We start from the raw sequence: 15302 nt of genomic DNA, 5'->3' as shown, positions 1-15302 counted from the left end.
TGCGGGCCCAGGTCCGCTCGTTCTTCCGTAGCATTCAGCGACTCACCGGCCATGTCCGGGGTTACTTCCAGGCCCCGCACACCAGCTACACACCACCAGAACCATCTAGTTCCGGCTCAATAGGGGACCGGGCAGGTCGCGACAGACAAGAGAGCCGTTACACCAACGCCGGGCTCGCCGAGCCCGCGGATCGCTCCCCGGTTGATCGGTGGAAGATCGCCAGGAGGGCGAACCAGACCAGGATGCAGATGCCGGCCGGACTCAGGAACGACTCCGGAAGCACGTCCCCTACGAAAGAGTACGAGGCGAGCCAGAGTCCGGTGATCACACCGACTATGCGGACCGGCCAGACTTTGGAGACCAGGGAGCTCGACACGATCCAGACGCCGGCGAGGACATGCCCGCCGAGCCGGACCGCCCAGGCCGTGTCGTAGGGAATGTCGTTGATCATCAGAATGCCGGCGAGCACGTCCAAGGTCACCCATCCGTAGCCGGCGGCCTTGGCCCACGATGCCGCATCCAGGCGCGAGACGAGGAAGAGGATGGAGAGGTGGAAGAAGACCCCCAGGTATTCGCCCCACACCACTGTCGGGTTGACGAAGAAGGCGACCACGGCTGGGAAGAACAGCACGAGCGGAAGTAGCGCCACGACGCGCAGGCTGAGATAGGGCCGTCGGGGATCGAGCATCGCTGTAATCCTTGCTTGTAGTTTGTCTTGTGGTCTTGGATTCTAAAGAAAGGTGTTGATATGTCAACACCAAGGCCGGGTGAGGCTACTGCGCTGTGGTTGCTGTGGAAGCGTGCCTACGAGACGGTTCGCGCTGCGGTCATCGCCGACATGACTGTGGCGTCGGGTCTCTCGGAGCCCGAGTTGAGCGTCCTGGTGTGCCTGCACGATGCCGGTGGTGTCCTGCGGCAGGCGGCCATTGCCGCGGCCCTGGGCTGGGATCGGACACGGCTTTCGCACCTACTGACCAGAATGGAGCAACGGGACTATGTGGTGCGGGACAAGGTCGCGAACGGTGTCGAAGTGGCGCTGCGACCGGAGGGGCGACGCACGATCGAGGCTTCGGTGCCGGCTCTGGACGCCTCGACCCATCGTCACCTGCTGGACCGACTCGGGCCCGACGATGTGACAGCGCTCAGGGCAATCATCGGCCGATTGCTGTGACCAGCAGTGGGACGAACTCTCTGCAACGGAGATACCTACGACCACACCCCGCATGGGACGCTCGCACGTCCCATGCGGGGTGCTGATCGGCGATAGTGATCCATCACTCAACGGTGTCTCGTTCGTTGTGTAGTTGTGGCTGATGAACTTCTGGTGGACATGCGGAAACTCTCTCCGGCGCAGCAGGAAGCGGTGCGGATGCGGGTGATGGACGCCATCGACCGCGGTCTGGAGGAGGACCAGGCTGCCGAGGTCTTCGGGGTCTCGACCAAGTCGATCGCGCGGTGGAAGGCTCGCAGCGAGGCTGGAGGGGCCGAGGCGCTCCGCTCGGGCAAGCCGGGCCGCAATACCGGAACGGGCCGGTTCCTCACCGAGGGTGAGGAATCCGCGCTCAAGTAGACCATCCTGGAGTTCACTGCGTGGAAGGGCCTATTGAGCCGGAATGAACCGGAACTAGATGGTTCTGGTGGTGTGTAGCTGGTGTGCGGGGCCTGGAAGTAACCCCGGACATGGCCGGTGAGTCGCTGAACGCTACGGAAGAACGAGCGGACCTGGGCCCGCATACGGTGGCGATCGGTCATGACCTCATCGGCCAGGTACCGCTTCAGATCGGCGTTGACCAGCTCGTCAGGGCTCAGATGGGGCGAATACGGCGGTAGGAAGTGCGGCTCGATCCGCTCGGCATGATCGTGGACCCACTCCCGCACCGCCCGGGACCCGTGGACCGAGTGCTGGTCCACGACCAGGTGCACCTTGGTGCTGAAGTGCCCCACCCACCGATCCAGGAAGCCGAGGAACACCTGGGCGGTGAAGGAGTCCTCGAACACGGTGAAGTACAGCTTGCCGGTGGGGCTGATCGCGCTCATCGCGTTGACACCGAACCGGTCGCCGGATGGAGTCAAGGCTGGATACAGCCCAGTTCCTCCTCTTGAGCATTTCGATTGCTTGCCGAACATGTATCAATGCCTGATCGTGGATCCGTTTGCCGAACTGGTAATAGGGTTCAATGCCTGGATTGCCGAACTCGACTTGCAGCTCGAGGAGTTCCTCAAGTCTGTGCCCCCTTGGTTCGTCAAATGGCTCCCCGCAGCTGCCACGGTGTTCTTCGCTATCGCCGGGCTTGTATGCGCTATGTCCACTGTGGGAATATGTGATCCAGCTGCTGTGATATGGCTGTCGGCAATCGGGGCGGTCACCGGTGCAATCATCTATCTCATCAGCAATCCTGACAGGGATTCCAGAAACTGGATAGAGCTCTTGATATTTACTGCAATCGGTGCCATCGGTTCGGGATCGCTGAGTAAACTGGACGAGCTCAAGGACCTGGTGAACTTGTTCTACACGTGGAGACGAGGTCTGGGAATCAGTATGCCCAAGCCTCCTGGGCGCTTCTGAAGTACTGAGCTTCTGAAGCGAAGAGGGGCCTGAAGTCCTCCCCGGTCTTGACCAGCAGTCCGGGGAGGACTTCAGGCCCCGCCGTTCGTAGATTGTCAAGAAATGGAATTCATTGATGGGTGATGTCGCGAACAGAAGAGAAAAAGCCAGGACCTGGTGGGAGATATCGGTTGCCATTGTGCTTATGGTGGCTGGAACTCTTGTTATTCACAAGACTTCCTTCTTTCCGGTCTATGCTGTCTTCGTTGTTCTTGTGTGTTTGGTGCTTGATGTCGGGGGTGTTCTGTTCGCAGGTGGAAGGAGGAAGGCGACTGTCTCCTGGCCACCTTCGGGGCATGAGGTCCTGGAGATCGCGAAAAGGCAGATGGCCGGCGGGTCCGGCTTTCGGGTGGGCTGTGGGATAGTAGCTCTCGTTCTGGTCGGCCTGCTCCCCTTCCAGGGGGGTATCTGGCTGCCCCTGAGCTTTCTTCTTATACCCCTGACTTTCATGCTCGTCTCCGGACAATGGAGGGGCCGCCCTCTCTAACGCACCGGGCGCGGGCGGGCTCGTCGTGGTGCGGCGCAACACCCTTCCTGGGCTGGTGGTGGGTACCGCCATCGCGCTCGCCGACGCATCGCAGGTCGTGAGTCTTTTTCATCCTGGCGGTGCTGGTCACAGCCTCGTACCGGTTGCCCCAGTCTCCTTCTGAACAGCAGGAAGCCCCTGGTAAACGGGTTGTCGACCAAGATCAACCGTTCCGCCAGAGGCTTGGATGCTGTTCCACCGTGCCTGTCTACCGTGGTCACGCCATACCCTGAACCTCCTCGCCCGCACCATCCGCACCCACCGCACCGCCAACCGGTCGCGGTGGCGCAAGCTGGAACCCGCTGCCCAGGCCCTGCTCGTCCTGGCCCACCCGCGTAAAGACGAACCCCTCCACCCAGTTGGCCGCCGGGTTCGGCGTCTCGACCACCACCGCCTGGCGGTACGTACGCACAACCACCCGCCTGCTCGCTGCCCAGGCCCCCACCCTGGAACAGGGGCTACGCCGCGTCCGACGACGCGGCCACGCCTTGCGTGGTGGTCGACGGCACCCTCATTGCCGCTGATCGTCTGGCGGCTGATCGACCGTTCTCCTCGGGCAAACATCGCCGGCACGGCATGAACGTGCAGGTGGTGGCCTGCCCGGTACTCCAGTTGGACTTCCGGTTTGTCATGATTCCTGGACCGTCTGTCTCCGGTAGTGGCAGCGCCGAGCGTGTGCTTGATGGACGCGTCTGAACACCGACCAGGCCAGCACGTGCTCCAGATCGGACTCGGGCGGGAACAGGGCCTCCAGCAGACGGGCGATCTCGTTGCAGGCCAGCTCTACCACCCCGATCGGCACCGGATGGTGGCGCAGTTCCCGGGCCCGGCACAGGGCGAGAAAGGCGTAGGCGGTCATGGCCAGCAAGCTCCACCGATGCCACGACGTCCACGTCCGCACCTGGTGTTCGTCCAGTCCGGCCAGGCCCTTTCCCTGCTGGAAGGACTCCTCCACCCGCCACCGGCGTCCGGCCACCGCCACCAACCTCGCCAACGGCACTGCCTCGGGTGCATAGCAGTGGAAGAACGCCAGATCACCACTGGTGCGGCTACGCCGGATCAGCACCCACCGCACCCCGCGGGTGTCGGCGTGGTCGTCGATGAGCGCCCAGTCGTAGAACCGCTCACCCTTGGCACCGGCCCCAGCCGAGCGCTTCCGCCAGGCCTGCCCGGGAACCAGGACGGCCAGCTCCTTGACCGCCAAAGGCCCGCGCGGGGTCGTGACCGTGTCGGTGGCGGCCATCTCCATCACATACCCCACCCCTCGTTTCTCCAGGTAGGCGCGCAGACCGGGGTTACGGCCGTACACCTCGTCGCCGGCCACCCACGCGTGGGGTGTGTGCTCCAAGGCGGTGGCGATCATCCGGCGGGCCGGCTCCGGCTTGGTGGCGAACTCCACTTGCTCGGGCACCCCCGCCGTGCGGAGTCGGTCGGGATCCTCACACCAGGAAGAGGGGAGGTAGAGGCGGTGGTCGATCAACGCGTGAGCGTCGCCTGTGGTGTAGGCGAGGTAGACCGCGACCTGGCAGTTCTCGATCTGGCCGGTGGTGCCCGTATATTGGCGGGCCACCCCGGCGGTGTGGGTGCCCTTCTTCAGATCGCCGGTCTCGTCCACGACCAGGACCACGTCCTCGGTGCCCAGGTGGCTGATGACGTAGCCGCGCAGGCAGGCGGCCAGGGCCGCTTCGTCCAGTACAGCCCGGTTGAGCAGGTGCTGGATCCGGTAAGGGGCGGGATGTCCGGCGTGCTCGGCCAGGGTCCAGCAGTTCTTGCGGGCCAGCGGAGCGAGCAGGGCTCGGATCACCTCGCGGGCACTGGTGCGGGTCTCGGGCCGGGCCAGGTGGGGGTCGATGATCGTGTTGGTGGTCTCGTTCAGCAGGTGGGGCCAGCGGTTGGCCGCTAGGGTGGTGGCTGCGGCCACCGCCTCGGGATTTGTTGTCTTCACAACCATCGATGATCGGGCGGTGGCCGTTGCTGTGTCCGGGAAACGACCAGATCAGCGCGGTCGAACACCACTAGATCCCTACGAACACGATCATTGTGTTTCAAACCGGAAGTCCAACTGGAGTACTGGAGTTGCCGACCGACGGCGAGTATAAGACCTGGCCGCCCTACATCGACCTCGCCGGGGTGCGGGTGTACCTCGCCACGGTCTGGGCCAAGTGGGTCGTCTCGGCCAGCAGACTAGGAACCGCGCGACCGGTGACCATCAACCGTGACGATCTGGTCAATCCGGACGTCGAGGATTGAGAGGAACCGTCCGCGTGCGGTCAGTGGAGCACCGGGTGGAGCACCCGCTCCAGGGTTGTGGCCTGCGCGGATGCGGGGAGCGCGAACTTAAGAGCCAACACAGAGCCAACACAGCGCGAAACCCCAGGCCCGGGCCTCGGTGAAACCGGCTCTGACCTGGGGTTGTGTGGTGGGCCACCAGGGGATCGAACCCTGAACCCGCGGATTAAAAGACCCCTCGACGGCGAGGGAAGAGGCGTTGCGGGGATGGGGCGGAAACCCCGGTGGAGTAAGGGATGCCGGTCATGCGGCGGGGTAGGCACTTCCGGCACTGCGGTACCGAGGCTGCGGTTCGGGGAGCCACCGAATGCCGGGCCGTGCCGCGCGGTGCCAGCGACGTACGGAACTTAAGAGCCAACACGGAGCGAACATGGTCCGCATTGGTCCGGGGGCTTTGTTTCCTGGGCCTTGAGAGCCGGTCTCAAGATCTGTGACAGAGGGTCGGAGTAGTATCCAGTCCGACACCTTCCCCCATAAGACAGCCTTGTTGATGCTGTAGTTCGGAACCTGAAGTGGTCATGGATCTACAGGGAGGTTCCCAAGGAGGTTCGTGCCTGCTTGGGAACTTTCACTCCTTTCTGAGTCGTGAGCATCGCCAAGCGATGTGGCGTTTGCGCACTTCAGGCGCCGTGGCAGCCGCCCTCCGGGGCGGCTGAGGATCGCAACTACGACGGGGAAACCCCGGCCACCGAGGGGCTGCCGTGGCAACCGCCCTCCGGGGCGGCTGAGGATCGCAACAACAACATCGCCGACTTCCTGCCCATCGAGATCGAGCTGGCAGCCGCTTTCCGGGACGGCTGAGGATCGCAACATGAGCAGAGTGGGTGAGAGCTGGAAAGCGGGTTAGCTCTTGGCTGTCACTGGCGGGATCTGGCACGTTTTCTCAGCTCATACGGTGTGCAGTAGGCTGTCAGTCCCTCTGCCGCGGGCTTCGGCGGTGCCGCTCCTGGCCCCGCTTTCCCTCTCCGGTGCCGACGCTGTGGCAGCGTCCTGATCGCGGTCTGCCTGCGGTGCGGCTGCCCGCTGCCCGTCGGGTGTTCGCGGGGCCGCCTTCCCTGGTGGGCGTCCGTTTCTGGATGTTTGACCAGGGAGGTCTGTGATGGGGTTCGGTACTGCTCCGCTGCGGATGGCCGAGCGGGAGTTCCTGCGGCTGGTGCCCGATGTGCTGTGCGTGGACGGCGGCGGTTTCGACGGGCTGGAGGACCGCGGCTACGGACTGGTGGAAGTCCGCGACGTGCTGATGGCGCGCACCACCGAGCAGAGGCTGCGCGATGAGGTGTGGCGGCGGGTGATCCGCTCGGCCCGGGTCTCGGCCGACTGGATGGTGGGCGCGGTCGGGCTGGGCATGCCGGGGCTGCGGGCGGTGGCCCGCCGGGCGACGCGGGGCCTGGACGCCGAGGGAGTGGCCGAGGTCGAGGCGGCGGCACTGCTGGGGTTCGTGGAGGCGGTGCGCAACATCGACCTGCGGTACGCGCGGCTGGCCTGGTACCTGCGCTGCCGGGCACAGCGGGCCGCGCTGAGCGCCCGCCGGGCCGAGGTGCAGCGGCCCGAGCCGGAGGGGGAGGCCGTGGAGGCGCGGATCGGCGCGCCGGTCGCAGAAGGCCATCCCGACCAGGTGCTGGACGCGGCCGTGGCCGCGGGCGTGGTCACCCGCTTTGAGGCGGAGCTGATCGGCGCCACCCGGTTGGAGGGGCGCAGGCTCGCCGAGGTGGCGGCCGAACTCGGCATCGGCTACAAGGTGTTTCGTGCCGGGTTTTTGGAGGCTGGGAACCAACGCGTCGACGGATACCGAAGCGGGATTGTGCTGGTAGAAGTCGGTCTCGGACTCCGCTGGTGGGACCAGTCCGATCTCGCCGTGCAGGCGGCGGTGGTTGAACCAGTCGATGTACTCGGCGACCGCGAGTTCAAGGTCGTCGATGTTCTTCCACGGGCCGCGGTTGCGGACCGGCTCGGCCTTGAACAGCGAGTGGAGCGCCTCGGCCAGGGCATTGTCGTAGGAGTCGCCGGTGGATTCGACCGAGACCACCGCGCGAGCCTCGGCCAGGCGTTGGGTGGAGCGCACCGCGAGATACCGCACGCCGCGGCCGGAGTGGTGGACCAGGCCGTCGACGCTGCGGCCGATGTGCTGCTCGCGGTTGCCCGCTGCCATCTCCGGGGTGTCCAGGGCCGGGTCGGTGCGCAGCGACTTCGACACCTGCCGGCCCACCACGCGGCGGGAGAACACGTCGATGACGAAGGCGGTGCACCTCACCGCCGCGTGCCTGCATGCTCTGCCGTTGCTGCGGTATGCGGCCGCGCACGAGGGCCTGGTGGTGTTTCGACGGTGGCTACGACGGTGCCGGTGTCGGCGTCCACACGCCGTTTCGGGCCTCCCGGGAGGTCTCCCATGCGCGCATGCACGTGGACAACCGGGCCCGCGGCCGGCTGCTCCGGGTCTTGCGCGCGGTGGGCGAACGGGCCATGGTTGTGCTGGTTGGACGCTGCACCGCCCTGCACCGCCCTGCACCGCATCAGCCTCAGGTCCTCCGCGGTCGGCCGCATCGTCCGGGCCGCCCTGGTCCTCCACCGCTACGAGCACTCAAGTCGTTGAGAAAACCTCAATAAACTTCAGGGAAAACGCAAAGAACATGGGGGTCAATTCGGTGGTCTCTGGTTTGGGATTCTCTGTCAACTACGTACTCTCCCTTCTTCATGGATAGGTGGGAAGAATGGTTGTGCGGAGGCCTCTCTTTCAGATCCTGATGTGGTTCTCTTCTTCTTTCTCGCTTCTTCCTGGAATTGCAATGTGGGCGGAATCTCCGGCTCCGTGGCAGATGTTCTTCGGTTCTGGAGTTTTTGCCTGCCTGCTGGCCTTTCTCTGGCTCATAGGATGGCATTCCCGAGTCCGAGTCGATGATCAGGGTATTACGGTCGTCAATGGATTTTTCTACAGTCGTATCCCCTGGTGTCATGTGGAGTCAGTAGAACAGAATGGTAGTTTTATGATTCGACTTGTCTCGGGGGAAGAGATAGTCTCCGTGCAGTACGGAGGGTCGTTGATCGGAGAGCTGACCGGTTACCTCACACACCGCAGACTGGTGCGGATTGCGAAGAAGCATCTGGAGCGTTCCAGACTGCTTTCTCGATTGGAAGGCGAACCTGATGTCCTCTTGGGACAGCTGAGGATTCCCGTAATGGGAATTTCTGTAGTTATTGGTTCGTATGTCGGGTTCTTCACCCTCCTTGCTTTTCTGGCAACTTTGTGAAAAGTCTTTATGGATTGGGAGTTTCAGTGGGTTTCTCTCAACAAAATGGGCTGGGTGGCGGTGAGGGGGATCCTGGCTTCTGACAGGAGTGAAATCCCTGGCAGGACGGTTCTCGCCACAAGACCACGCCCACTGAAAGAATCTTCCCGATGGTTTCTTGTTCTGCCGTGCTTGACCTTCCACGGCCCCGTGGTTGATCACCCCGCCGCGCCGTCGGTACTCCCCGCCGATCTCAGGCACTGACCCCGTTTCGTCACCAAGTGGTCCTGGTGCTGCGCCGCTTCCGTGACGGCAACCACATCGACGCTCTGGTACGCGACCATTCCATCAGTCTGGCCACTGCCTACCGGTAGGTGCACGAAGGCATCGACGTGCTTGGCCAGGAAGGCCACGCGACTGCGCCAGGTCTTGGACGAGCTGCATGTCCAGGTCAGATCCCTGGTCACGGTGACAGCAAGGTCGTTGCCACAGTGCAGACGTGCAGTTCCTCGCCGACGTCGCGGCCGGGCAGCCCCAGCCGCACACCTTCACCCAGGTCGAGCAGACCGGCCCCACCGGTACCCAGTTGGAGCAGTACGGCTACGACGGTGCGGGCAACATGACCAGCCGCCTCACCCCCAACTACGGCCAGGAACTGGAATGGGACGCCGAAGGCCACCTGGTCCGGGTCGTCGAGAACGGCGGCGAGACAGAGTTCCGCTACGACGCCGACGGCCAGCGCCTGATCCGCGAAACACCCCAGGACGCGACCCTGTACCTGCCCGGCATAGAGGTGCGCCTGGACAAGATCGCGCTGCTGCGTGAGGCCACCCGCTACTACGACCACGGCGGCGAGACGGTCGCGTTCCGCCAGGACGACGAAACCCTTCACTGGCTGTTCGCCGACCACCACGGCACCGGCGGACTCACCATCGACGCGCAGAGTGGGCAGACCGTGCAGCGCCGGTTCACCGCGTTCGGCTCCGTCCGCAGTTCCACCGGACAGTGGGTGGACGAGAAGGGGTTCGTGGGCGGCACCCTCGACGAGTCGACCGGGCTGGTCCAGTTGGGGGCGTGCGCCCACGATTCGGCGATCGGCCGGTTCGTCTCCATCGACCCGGTCATCGACTTCACCGACCCCCAGCAGGTCCACGGCTACGTCTACGCCAACAACAACCCCGTCAGCTTCAGCGACCCCGACGGGCTGAAGGTGAGAAGGTACACGAGACGTGGCGGCATGTTCAAAGCCAAGGCCAGGGCGGCGGCCAAGGCCAGGGCTGCGAGCAGCGCTCCTTCTTCGGGGGCGGTAGGACGGTGGTGGCGCCCGCCGCGCCCGACCTTCCAGCAGACGGTCCGCCACAGCATCCACAGAGCGAACTCGATGGTGAACCGGGTCCCGTTCGCCCCGCAGTTCAGGGATGCCAGCGTCGGTTCCATGATGGCCCTGTACGAGATGTCACCCATGTCGTGGGCCACCGAGCACCTCACCGGAACGACCATGTCCGAGGGCATGCGGGTCTTCGGGGTGAACAAGGACTCCGGCTGGTACAAGGCGGGCTACATCCAGTCCTTCGTCGGCACGCTGATCTCCCCGGGAGGATGGGCCGGCGCCGGAGCCAGGGCGGCGAGCGGGCTGAGGGGACTGGGGGCGGCTGCGGCGAACGGCGCCAGGAGTGCGGGCAGTGCTGTGAGGAGCGGCTGGCAGAAGGTCCGGAACGCCGTTCGAGGATGCAACAGCTTCGTGCCCGGTACCCGGGTGTTGATGGCCGATGGCACGTCCAAGCCGATTGAGAAGGTCAAGGCCGGCGACCAGGTGCTGGCCACCGATCCCGAAACCGGCGAACAGGGTCCCAGAACAGTGCTGGCCACCGATCCCGAAACCGGCGAACAGGGTCCCAGAACAGTGCTGGCCACCATCGTCGGCACGGGGGCCAAGACCCTGGTCGAGATCACCGTGGATGCCACCACCGAGAAACCCGCGGGTGACGAGGGAGACGGCAACGGCGTTCCCGGGCCGACCGCGGCCGGCGACGTCATTCTCGCCACCGACGGCCACCCCTTCTGGGTCCCCGAACTCGGCCAGTGGGTCGATGCCATCGACCTGGTCCCCGGGATGTGGCTGCAGACCTCGGCCGGCACCTGGGTCCAGATCACCGCCATCCAGGCATGGATCCAGGCAGCCACCGTCCACAACCTCACCGTCCAAGACATCCACACCTACCATGTATTCGCGGACAAGACCCCGGTACTCGTTCACAACTGCAACCCCATGGTTTACCGCTCCCCTAGGGCAGGTAACAGGGCAGCTGAGGCCAACAGTCTGAATCCGGAACTGCATCAGGTCGGAGTAAAAGCGCATATGTCGGTGATAAGTCAGTTGTTACCGAGAGCTACGCGGGCCAAGGAGGATATGAGCATGGATACTATGAATACGAAATGCATCCGGATTTCCTGAATGAATTTGTTGGTTTTCCTCATGGCGGAGGTCCAGGGCTTCAGTGGAAGATCCCCTTGGATAAAATTCCTCGATTCAATGAATTGATCATTGGTCAGCGCTGGGTAAACTTCTATGGGGGTTGCACGTGGTAACGAGTGATCTTGAAATGCAGCGGAAAACCGGATTGTATCGAGGAATGCTGGTTCGAGTTCGTGTGACTGCTCACCGCGGCCGCTTTGGGGTGGATGTTGAAATAATCTCCAGAGAGATTAAATTTCCTGCCTTTGTTGACGCTGTTCTTCTTTTTGACGACCGCTCGAGGGCCTATGAGGAATGCTTCCCTGAAGTGGGCTCGGAAATAAGTGCTATTGTGGTCGCTTTTACGCCTGACGGAGAACTCAGGCTGGACGCCCGAGAATCTATAATCAAAGTTTGGAATGAGAAGAGAGACACTTCTCCTTCGGATGACATTTAATCTCTATTGGGGTTTTCTTGATGGGTCTTTTCATCCTGCTTCACGGAAGTTGAAGGACCAGTACCGCTCGGACGAGTTCACCGACCCGGTGGGGGCAGCAGCGCAACCTGCAAAGGACGTGCCGACCCTTGAGTTGAGTGACAGCCTGCTCACCGGGGCCACGGAGCCTGGTGTGGGTGAAGTTGACGTCTTTCTTCCGCTGCAGGCTTTCTCCGCCCCTTGAACGAACGCCATTTTCGGGGTCTGGCTGACACAGTCCCTGTCAGCCAGACCGAGCAGCCCCGTAGCCTCGATCCGCCCGGCGATCCTTGCAGATCCGAGCTGCTCGAGTGCCACGAACCGATTCCGACAGTGAGCTGTTTCGTGCCGGGTGTGATGGAGGCTTTCAATCCTGGGAAGGGTGAGAGACATGCCAGCACCGAGGAAGTACCCCGATGAGCTGCGCGAACGCGCCACCCGCTTGGCAGTGGAGGCCCGCCGGAACGCGGCCACCCGCGACGGCGCCATCGCACGCATCGCCGATCAGCTCGGTGTCAACCGCGAGACTCTGCGCAACTGGGTCACCCAAGCCGAGGTGGATGCCGGTGACCGGCCTGGCACCACCACCGACCAGGCCCAGCGTCTGGCCGAGCTCGAGCGCGAGGTGCGTGAACTGCGCCGGGCCAACGCGATCCCGAAGTCGGCCTCGGCTTTTTTCGCGGCGGAGCTCGACCGCCCACACACCAGGTAGTGGCCTACATCGACACCTACCGTGCCCAGTTCGGGGTCGAGCCGATCTGCACCACTTTGCAGGTCGCCCCATCCACCTACCACGCGGCCAAGACCAGGCCTTCCTCGCTGCGCTCACGTACCGATGAGGCCACCACCGAAAAGATCCGCCCCGTGCACGCCGACAACCACGGCGTGGACGGGGTGCGTAAGGTCCACGCCGAACTCAACCGCCAAGGCCACCGGGTGGCCCGCTGCACCGTCCACCGGCTGATGCGTCGGGCGGGTCTGCGCGGCATCACCCGCGGCAAGAACCCGCGCACCACCGTGCCGGGATCAGTCCCGGACACGCGCCCGGACCTGGTGGAACGCGCGTTCGTCGCTGATGCGCCCAACCGGTTGTGGGTGGCCGACATCACCTACATCCGCACCTTTGCCGGGTGGGTCTACGCGGCGTTCGTGATCGATGTGTTCTCCCGCCGTGTGGTGGGCTGGCAGGTGTCGAAGTCGCTGCGCACTGACCTGGCGTTGGACGCGTTGGAGATGGCGGTGGGCAACCGGGCGCACGTCGGCCGCAGCGTCGACGGCCTGGTCCACCACTCCGACCGGGGCGTGCGGTACCTGGCGGTGCGCTCCACCCAACGCCTGGCCGAGGCGTTCCACTCCTTGTTCAAGGCCGAGTTGATCCGCAACCGCGGGCGCTGGAAGAACCTGGACGAGGTGGAGATCGCGGTGGCCGAGTACGTGGACTGGTTCAACCACCGCCGTCTGCACGGCGAGATCGGCCTGGTCCCGCCAGCGGAGTTCGAAGACGACTTCTACCAGTATGAGTCTGCCTCAGCAGAAGTCGAAGCGTTGGTTCCGAGTCTCTAAAGAACCCGGTACGGAACACCTCTTCGTCTGCGAACCAGCCCCCGTCCGCAGGCTCCGGCCAGAGGGCACCGCGACCGGACCCCGACCGCCCACCCCGGCGCGGGCCCCGCACGACCGCACTCCCGCGCCGAGCGTCCAAAACGTCCCGCCCATCCGGTGGCGGACCGAGAAAGCAGAGCAGGACCCGGCGGACCAGCAACTCGCCGCGCTGATCCGCCAGTGGGCCGCCCTGCGTGGCCACCAGCAAGGTGCTCCCGGTTCCGGGGCGAGCGGGCAGACCTACCGGGGACGCCACCGCGGCAGTGAACCGGTCCTGGTTCCCACCCCCCGCCGGTCCGTGGACGTTGAGGACAACGATCCCGGCCCGTTGGTGCGCCCCTATCTGATCGCGGCGGAACAGGGCACATGGCCGATACCGGCCATCTCTGGTGGCTGGGAGAACCCGCAATCGGAGGTTCGGCCTGCGCGGATGTTGGGAGCGCGAACTTAAGAGCCAACACAGAGCCAACACAGCGCGAAACCCCAGGCCCGGGCCTCGGTGAAACCGGCTCTGACCTGGGGTTGTGTGGTGGGCCACCAGGGGATCGAACCCTGAACCCGCGGATTAAAAGTCCGCTGCTCTGCCAGTTGAGCTAATGGCCCGAGCGTCGCACCGCCTAGGGTGCCATACACGCTCCTGTAAGCGTAACGGTTTTTCGGGCGGAGTGCGGCATCCGGGGGCGTAAGGCCGGGTTGTGCCGCCTCACAGAGGCGAGTCCCGCGTCCGCGAGGCGGGAACGACACGCCGACCGGATGGCCACATACGGCCACTGAAGCGGGACCGTTCGCCCCGGGCGCTCCGTGAGTCGAGAGGCGCCGCTTCGCACGGTCGCGCGGCCCGGCGGTGGGATGCCGCGCACGCCACCGGGCCTCACACCAGCGCTGTCGTCGGAGAACCGAGGCGGCGCTTCGGAAACCGTCTCGGGACCCGTGTGGGCACGCCCGGGTCGGGGCGGTCTTCCGTGACGTCCACGGCCACCGTCGGTGTCGACTTGACTCCGGAGGAGATTCCTCCCACTCTTGACGCGGTCGCCACGACCGGGCGTCCTGTTCGCCGCGGCCTACGGAACCGGTCGGCGCGCTCCGATCGAGTCACACCCGGCGCTATTCCACGCGACGCACGCGGCGAGCCGCCGGCCCGCGGATCTCCCCACGAAAGCGGAACCAGGAGACCCCATGTACCCCCAACAGCCCATGCCGCCACAGCCTCACCAGGGCGGTTATCCCCATCAACCCGTCCCGCAGCGGTTCCCCGCCGGACCCCACCCCTACGTTGCGACGGCGCCGACCTCGCAGGACAGGCTCTACCAGGTGCCGGAGCCGAAGCCGGGGCAGCCGCCGCTGCTGCCGATCGCCGACCCCTTCATGCGCCTGCTCGCCCGGATTCTCGACGGGGCCCTGGTATTCATCTGCAGTCTCGTGGCCGGGCTGACCGTGACCGCCGTACTCCTCGTCATCAACGGCGGTGACCTGGACAACGCGCCCCTGTGGCAGATGTTCTTCCTGCCCGGGGCTCTGGTCAGTGCGGGTTTCTGGTACGAGTGGCTGCTGGTCCGCTCCCTCGGCCAGAGTGCCGGCAAACGCCTGCTCGGCATGCGGATCGTCAACGCCGCCGACGGCGGTCGGGTCTCCTCCGGGCGGGCCGCGCTGCGGGCGCTGTGCTACTCGCCGGGCCTCTACTACCTGGTCAACTGGATTCCCGTGCTCGCGCAGCTCAACGTGCTGTGGATGGTGTGGGACCGGCCGGGGTGGCAGTGCCTGCACGACAAGGTGGCCAGGACGGTGGTCATTGACGAGAAGCGGCTCCGTGAGCTGTATCCGCCGCAGCCCGTCTTCGCCCCGTACGCCCCCCAGCCCTCCCACCCTCCTCAGTACCCCTGGCCTCCCCACGTGGGCTGACCGGCGCGCTCCGGCGTCCGCCGGGGCGGCGGAGAAAACGGCGTGCCGCCGCCCCGCCATCCTGTTACGGTGCCGTCCGTGGGTGCAACAGCAGCGTTCTTCATGATCCGGCTCCGCCGCGCCTAGCGGCGGAGCCGACCACCGTCTCCGGTTCCGCCGCGTCCGGGTCCAGCGCCGGTGCGGCGTTCTGTGCTGCCCGGCTCCACCTGCTACGCGGAGCCCACACC

At 64.8% G+C, this 15302-nt stretch carries 13 protein-coding genes, 1 tRNA gene, 2 pseudogenes and 1 other annotated feature; of the genes and pseudogenes, 11 read left to right on the top strand and 5 right to left on the bottom strand.

All coding sequences use genetic code 11. The annotated features are described in order from the left end of the window. Nucleotides 1-157: 157 nt before the first annotated feature. On the bottom strand, nt 158-688 hold the full coding sequence (locus NI17_RS18130; RefSeq protein ID WP_068691044.1) for a hypothetical protein: 531 nt from the start codon (nt 686-688) through the stop codon (nt 158-160). Nucleotides 689-748: 60 nt separating this feature from the next. Between NI17_RS18130 and NI17_RS18125 the strand changes: the two genes are divergently transcribed. Next, nucleotides 749-1171 (top strand): MarR family winged helix-turn-helix transcriptional regulator, encoded by a 423-nt coding sequence (locus NI17_RS18125; RefSeq protein WP_068691042.1) that lies wholly within the window; start codon nt 749-751, stop codon nt 1169-1171. Nucleotides 1172-1306: 135 nt separating this feature from the next. After that, complete coding sequence (locus NI17_RS18120) at nt 1307-1570, top strand: helix-turn-helix domain-containing protein (protein WP_147416969.1); 264 nt, start codon at nt 1307-1309, stop codon at nt 1568-1570. 239 nt (nt 1571-1809) lie between these two features. On the opposite strand, the pseudogene NI17_RS24735 reads toward NI17_RS18120, so the two are convergent. After that, nucleotides 1810-2037, bottom strand: a pseudogene (locus NI17_RS24735) (transposase); the annotation flags it as partial. Here NI17_RS24735 and NI17_RS18115 point away from each other — a divergent pair. The 3 genes from NI17_RS18115 (at nt 1928) to NI17_RS18105 (ending at nt 3655) form a co-directional block, all read left to right on the top strand. Then, nucleotides 1928-2566: a hypothetical protein gene (locus NI17_RS18115; RefSeq protein WP_234401903.1), complete on the top strand. Its 639-nt coding sequence runs from the start codon at nt 1928-1930 to the stop codon at nt 2564-2566. The pseudogene NI17_RS24735 and the gene NI17_RS18115 sit on opposite strands and share 110 nt — an antisense overlap. 115 nt (nt 2567-2681) lie before the next feature. Then, the gene (locus NI17_RS18110) at nt 2682-3092 is read left to right on the top strand and encodes a hypothetical protein (RefSeq protein ID WP_147416970.1); all 411 of its coding nucleotides are present in this window, start codon (nt 2682-2684) and stop codon (nt 3090-3092) included. Between the two features lie 398 nt (nt 3093-3490). Then, nucleotides 3491-3655 carry a transposase family protein gene (locus tag NI17_RS18105; RefSeq protein ID WP_234401901.1) on the top strand — a complete coding sequence of 55 codons (165 nt, stop codon included), beginning with the start codon at nt 3491-3493 and terminating at the stop codon, nt 3653-3655. A gap of 104 nt (nt 3656-3759) precedes the next feature. Here NI17_RS18105 and NI17_RS18100 read toward each other — a convergent pair whose 3' ends face one another. After that, a complete protein-coding gene (locus tag NI17_RS18100; RefSeq protein ID WP_424565562.1) occupies nt 3760-5007 on the bottom strand; it encodes an IS701 family transposase in 1248 nt (415 codons plus the stop codon). 200 nt (nt 5008-5207) lie between these two features. On the opposite strand from NI17_RS18100, the gene NI17_RS18095 reads away from it, so the two are divergent. After that, the gene (locus tag NI17_RS18095) at nt 5208-5381 is read left to right on the top strand and encodes a hypothetical protein (RefSeq protein ID WP_157129662.1); all 174 of its coding nucleotides are present in this window, start codon (nt 5208-5210) and stop codon (nt 5379-5381) included. Nucleotides 5382-6005: 624 nt separating this feature from the next. Next, nucleotides 6006-6221: a hypothetical protein gene (locus tag NI17_RS18090; RefSeq protein ID WP_068687971.1), complete on the top strand. Its 216-nt coding sequence runs from the start codon at nt 6006-6008 to the stop codon at nt 6219-6221. A 109-nt stretch (nt 6222-6330) separates the two neighbouring features. Here the strand turns inward: NI17_RS18090 and NI17_RS24730 are convergent, their stop codons facing one another. Beyond that, entirely contained in the window at nt 6331-7569 is a 1239-nt protein-coding gene (locus tag NI17_RS24730) for an integrase core domain-containing protein (RefSeq protein ID WP_369975126.1), read from the bottom strand. Nucleotides 7570-8128: 559 nt separating this feature from the next. On the opposite strand from NI17_RS24730, the gene NI17_RS18080 reads away from it, so the two are divergent. The 3 genes and pseudogenes from NI17_RS18080 (at nt 8129) to NI17_RS18070 (ending at nt 13137) form a co-directional block, all read left to right on the top strand. After that, nucleotides 8129-8665 carry a PH domain-containing protein gene (locus NI17_RS18080; protein ID WP_084012380.1) on the top strand — a complete coding sequence of 179 codons (537 nt, stop codon included), beginning with the start codon at nt 8129-8131 and terminating at the stop codon, nt 8663-8665. A gap of 478 nt (nt 8666-9143) precedes the next feature. Then, nucleotides 9144-11099, top strand: coding sequence for a polymorphic toxin-type HINT domain-containing protein (locus tag NI17_RS18075; RefSeq protein WP_243597542.1), 1956 nt, complete (start codon nt 9144-9146; stop codon nt 11097-11099). A gap of 866 nt (nt 11100-11965) precedes the next feature. Then, nucleotides 11966-13137 (top strand): annotated as a pseudogene (locus tag NI17_RS18070) (IS3 family transposase). Then, nucleotides 12244-12357 (top strand) — a sequence feature (AL1L pseudoknot). Its footprint overlaps the pseudogene before it by 114 nt. 566 nt (nt 13138-13703) lie before the next feature. Here NI17_RS18070 and NI17_RS18065 read toward each other — a convergent pair. Next, nucleotides 13704-13779, bottom strand: a tRNA-Lys gene (locus tag NI17_RS18065). A 708-nt stretch (nt 13780-14487) separates the two neighbouring features. On the opposite strand from NI17_RS18065, the gene NI17_RS18060 reads away from it, so the two are divergent. Further along, nucleotides 14488-15075 (top strand): RDD family protein, encoded by a 588-nt coding sequence (locus tag NI17_RS18060; protein WP_068687977.1) that lies wholly within the window; start codon nt 14488-14490, stop codon nt 15073-15075. The last annotated feature ends 227 nt before the right edge of the window (nt 15076-15302 follow it).

Origin of the sequence: Thermobifida halotolerans, assembly GCF_003574835.2 — a bacterium.
Lineage (GTDB): Bacteria > Actinomycetota > Actinomycetes > Streptosporangiales > Streptosporangiaceae > Thermobifida > Thermobifida halotolerans.
This window is presented reverse-complemented; position numbering and strand designations above follow the sequence as displayed.

Excerpts from the sequence above, each read along its gene's own strand:
- NI17_RS24730 (WP_369975126.1), bottom strand. The coding sequence starts at position 7,569 with ATGGCAGCGGGCAACCGCGAGCAGCACATCGGCCGCAGCGTCGACGGC.
- NI17_RS18110 (WP_147416970.1), top strand. The coding sequence starts at position 2,682 with ATGGGTGATGTCGCGAACAGAAGAGAAAAAGCCAGGACCTGGTGGGAG.
- NI17_RS18125 (WP_068691042.1), top strand. The coding sequence starts at position 749 with ATGTCAACACCAAGGCCGGGTGAGGCTACTGCGCTGTGGTTGCTGTGG.
- NI17_RS18080 (WP_084012380.1), top strand. The coding sequence starts at position 8,129 with ATGGTTGTGCGGAGGCCTCTCTTTCAGATCCTGATGTGGTTCTCTTCT.
- NI17_RS18130 (WP_068691044.1), bottom strand. The coding sequence starts at position 688 with ATGCTCGATCCCCGACGGCCCTATCTCAGCCTGCGCGTCGTGGCGCTA.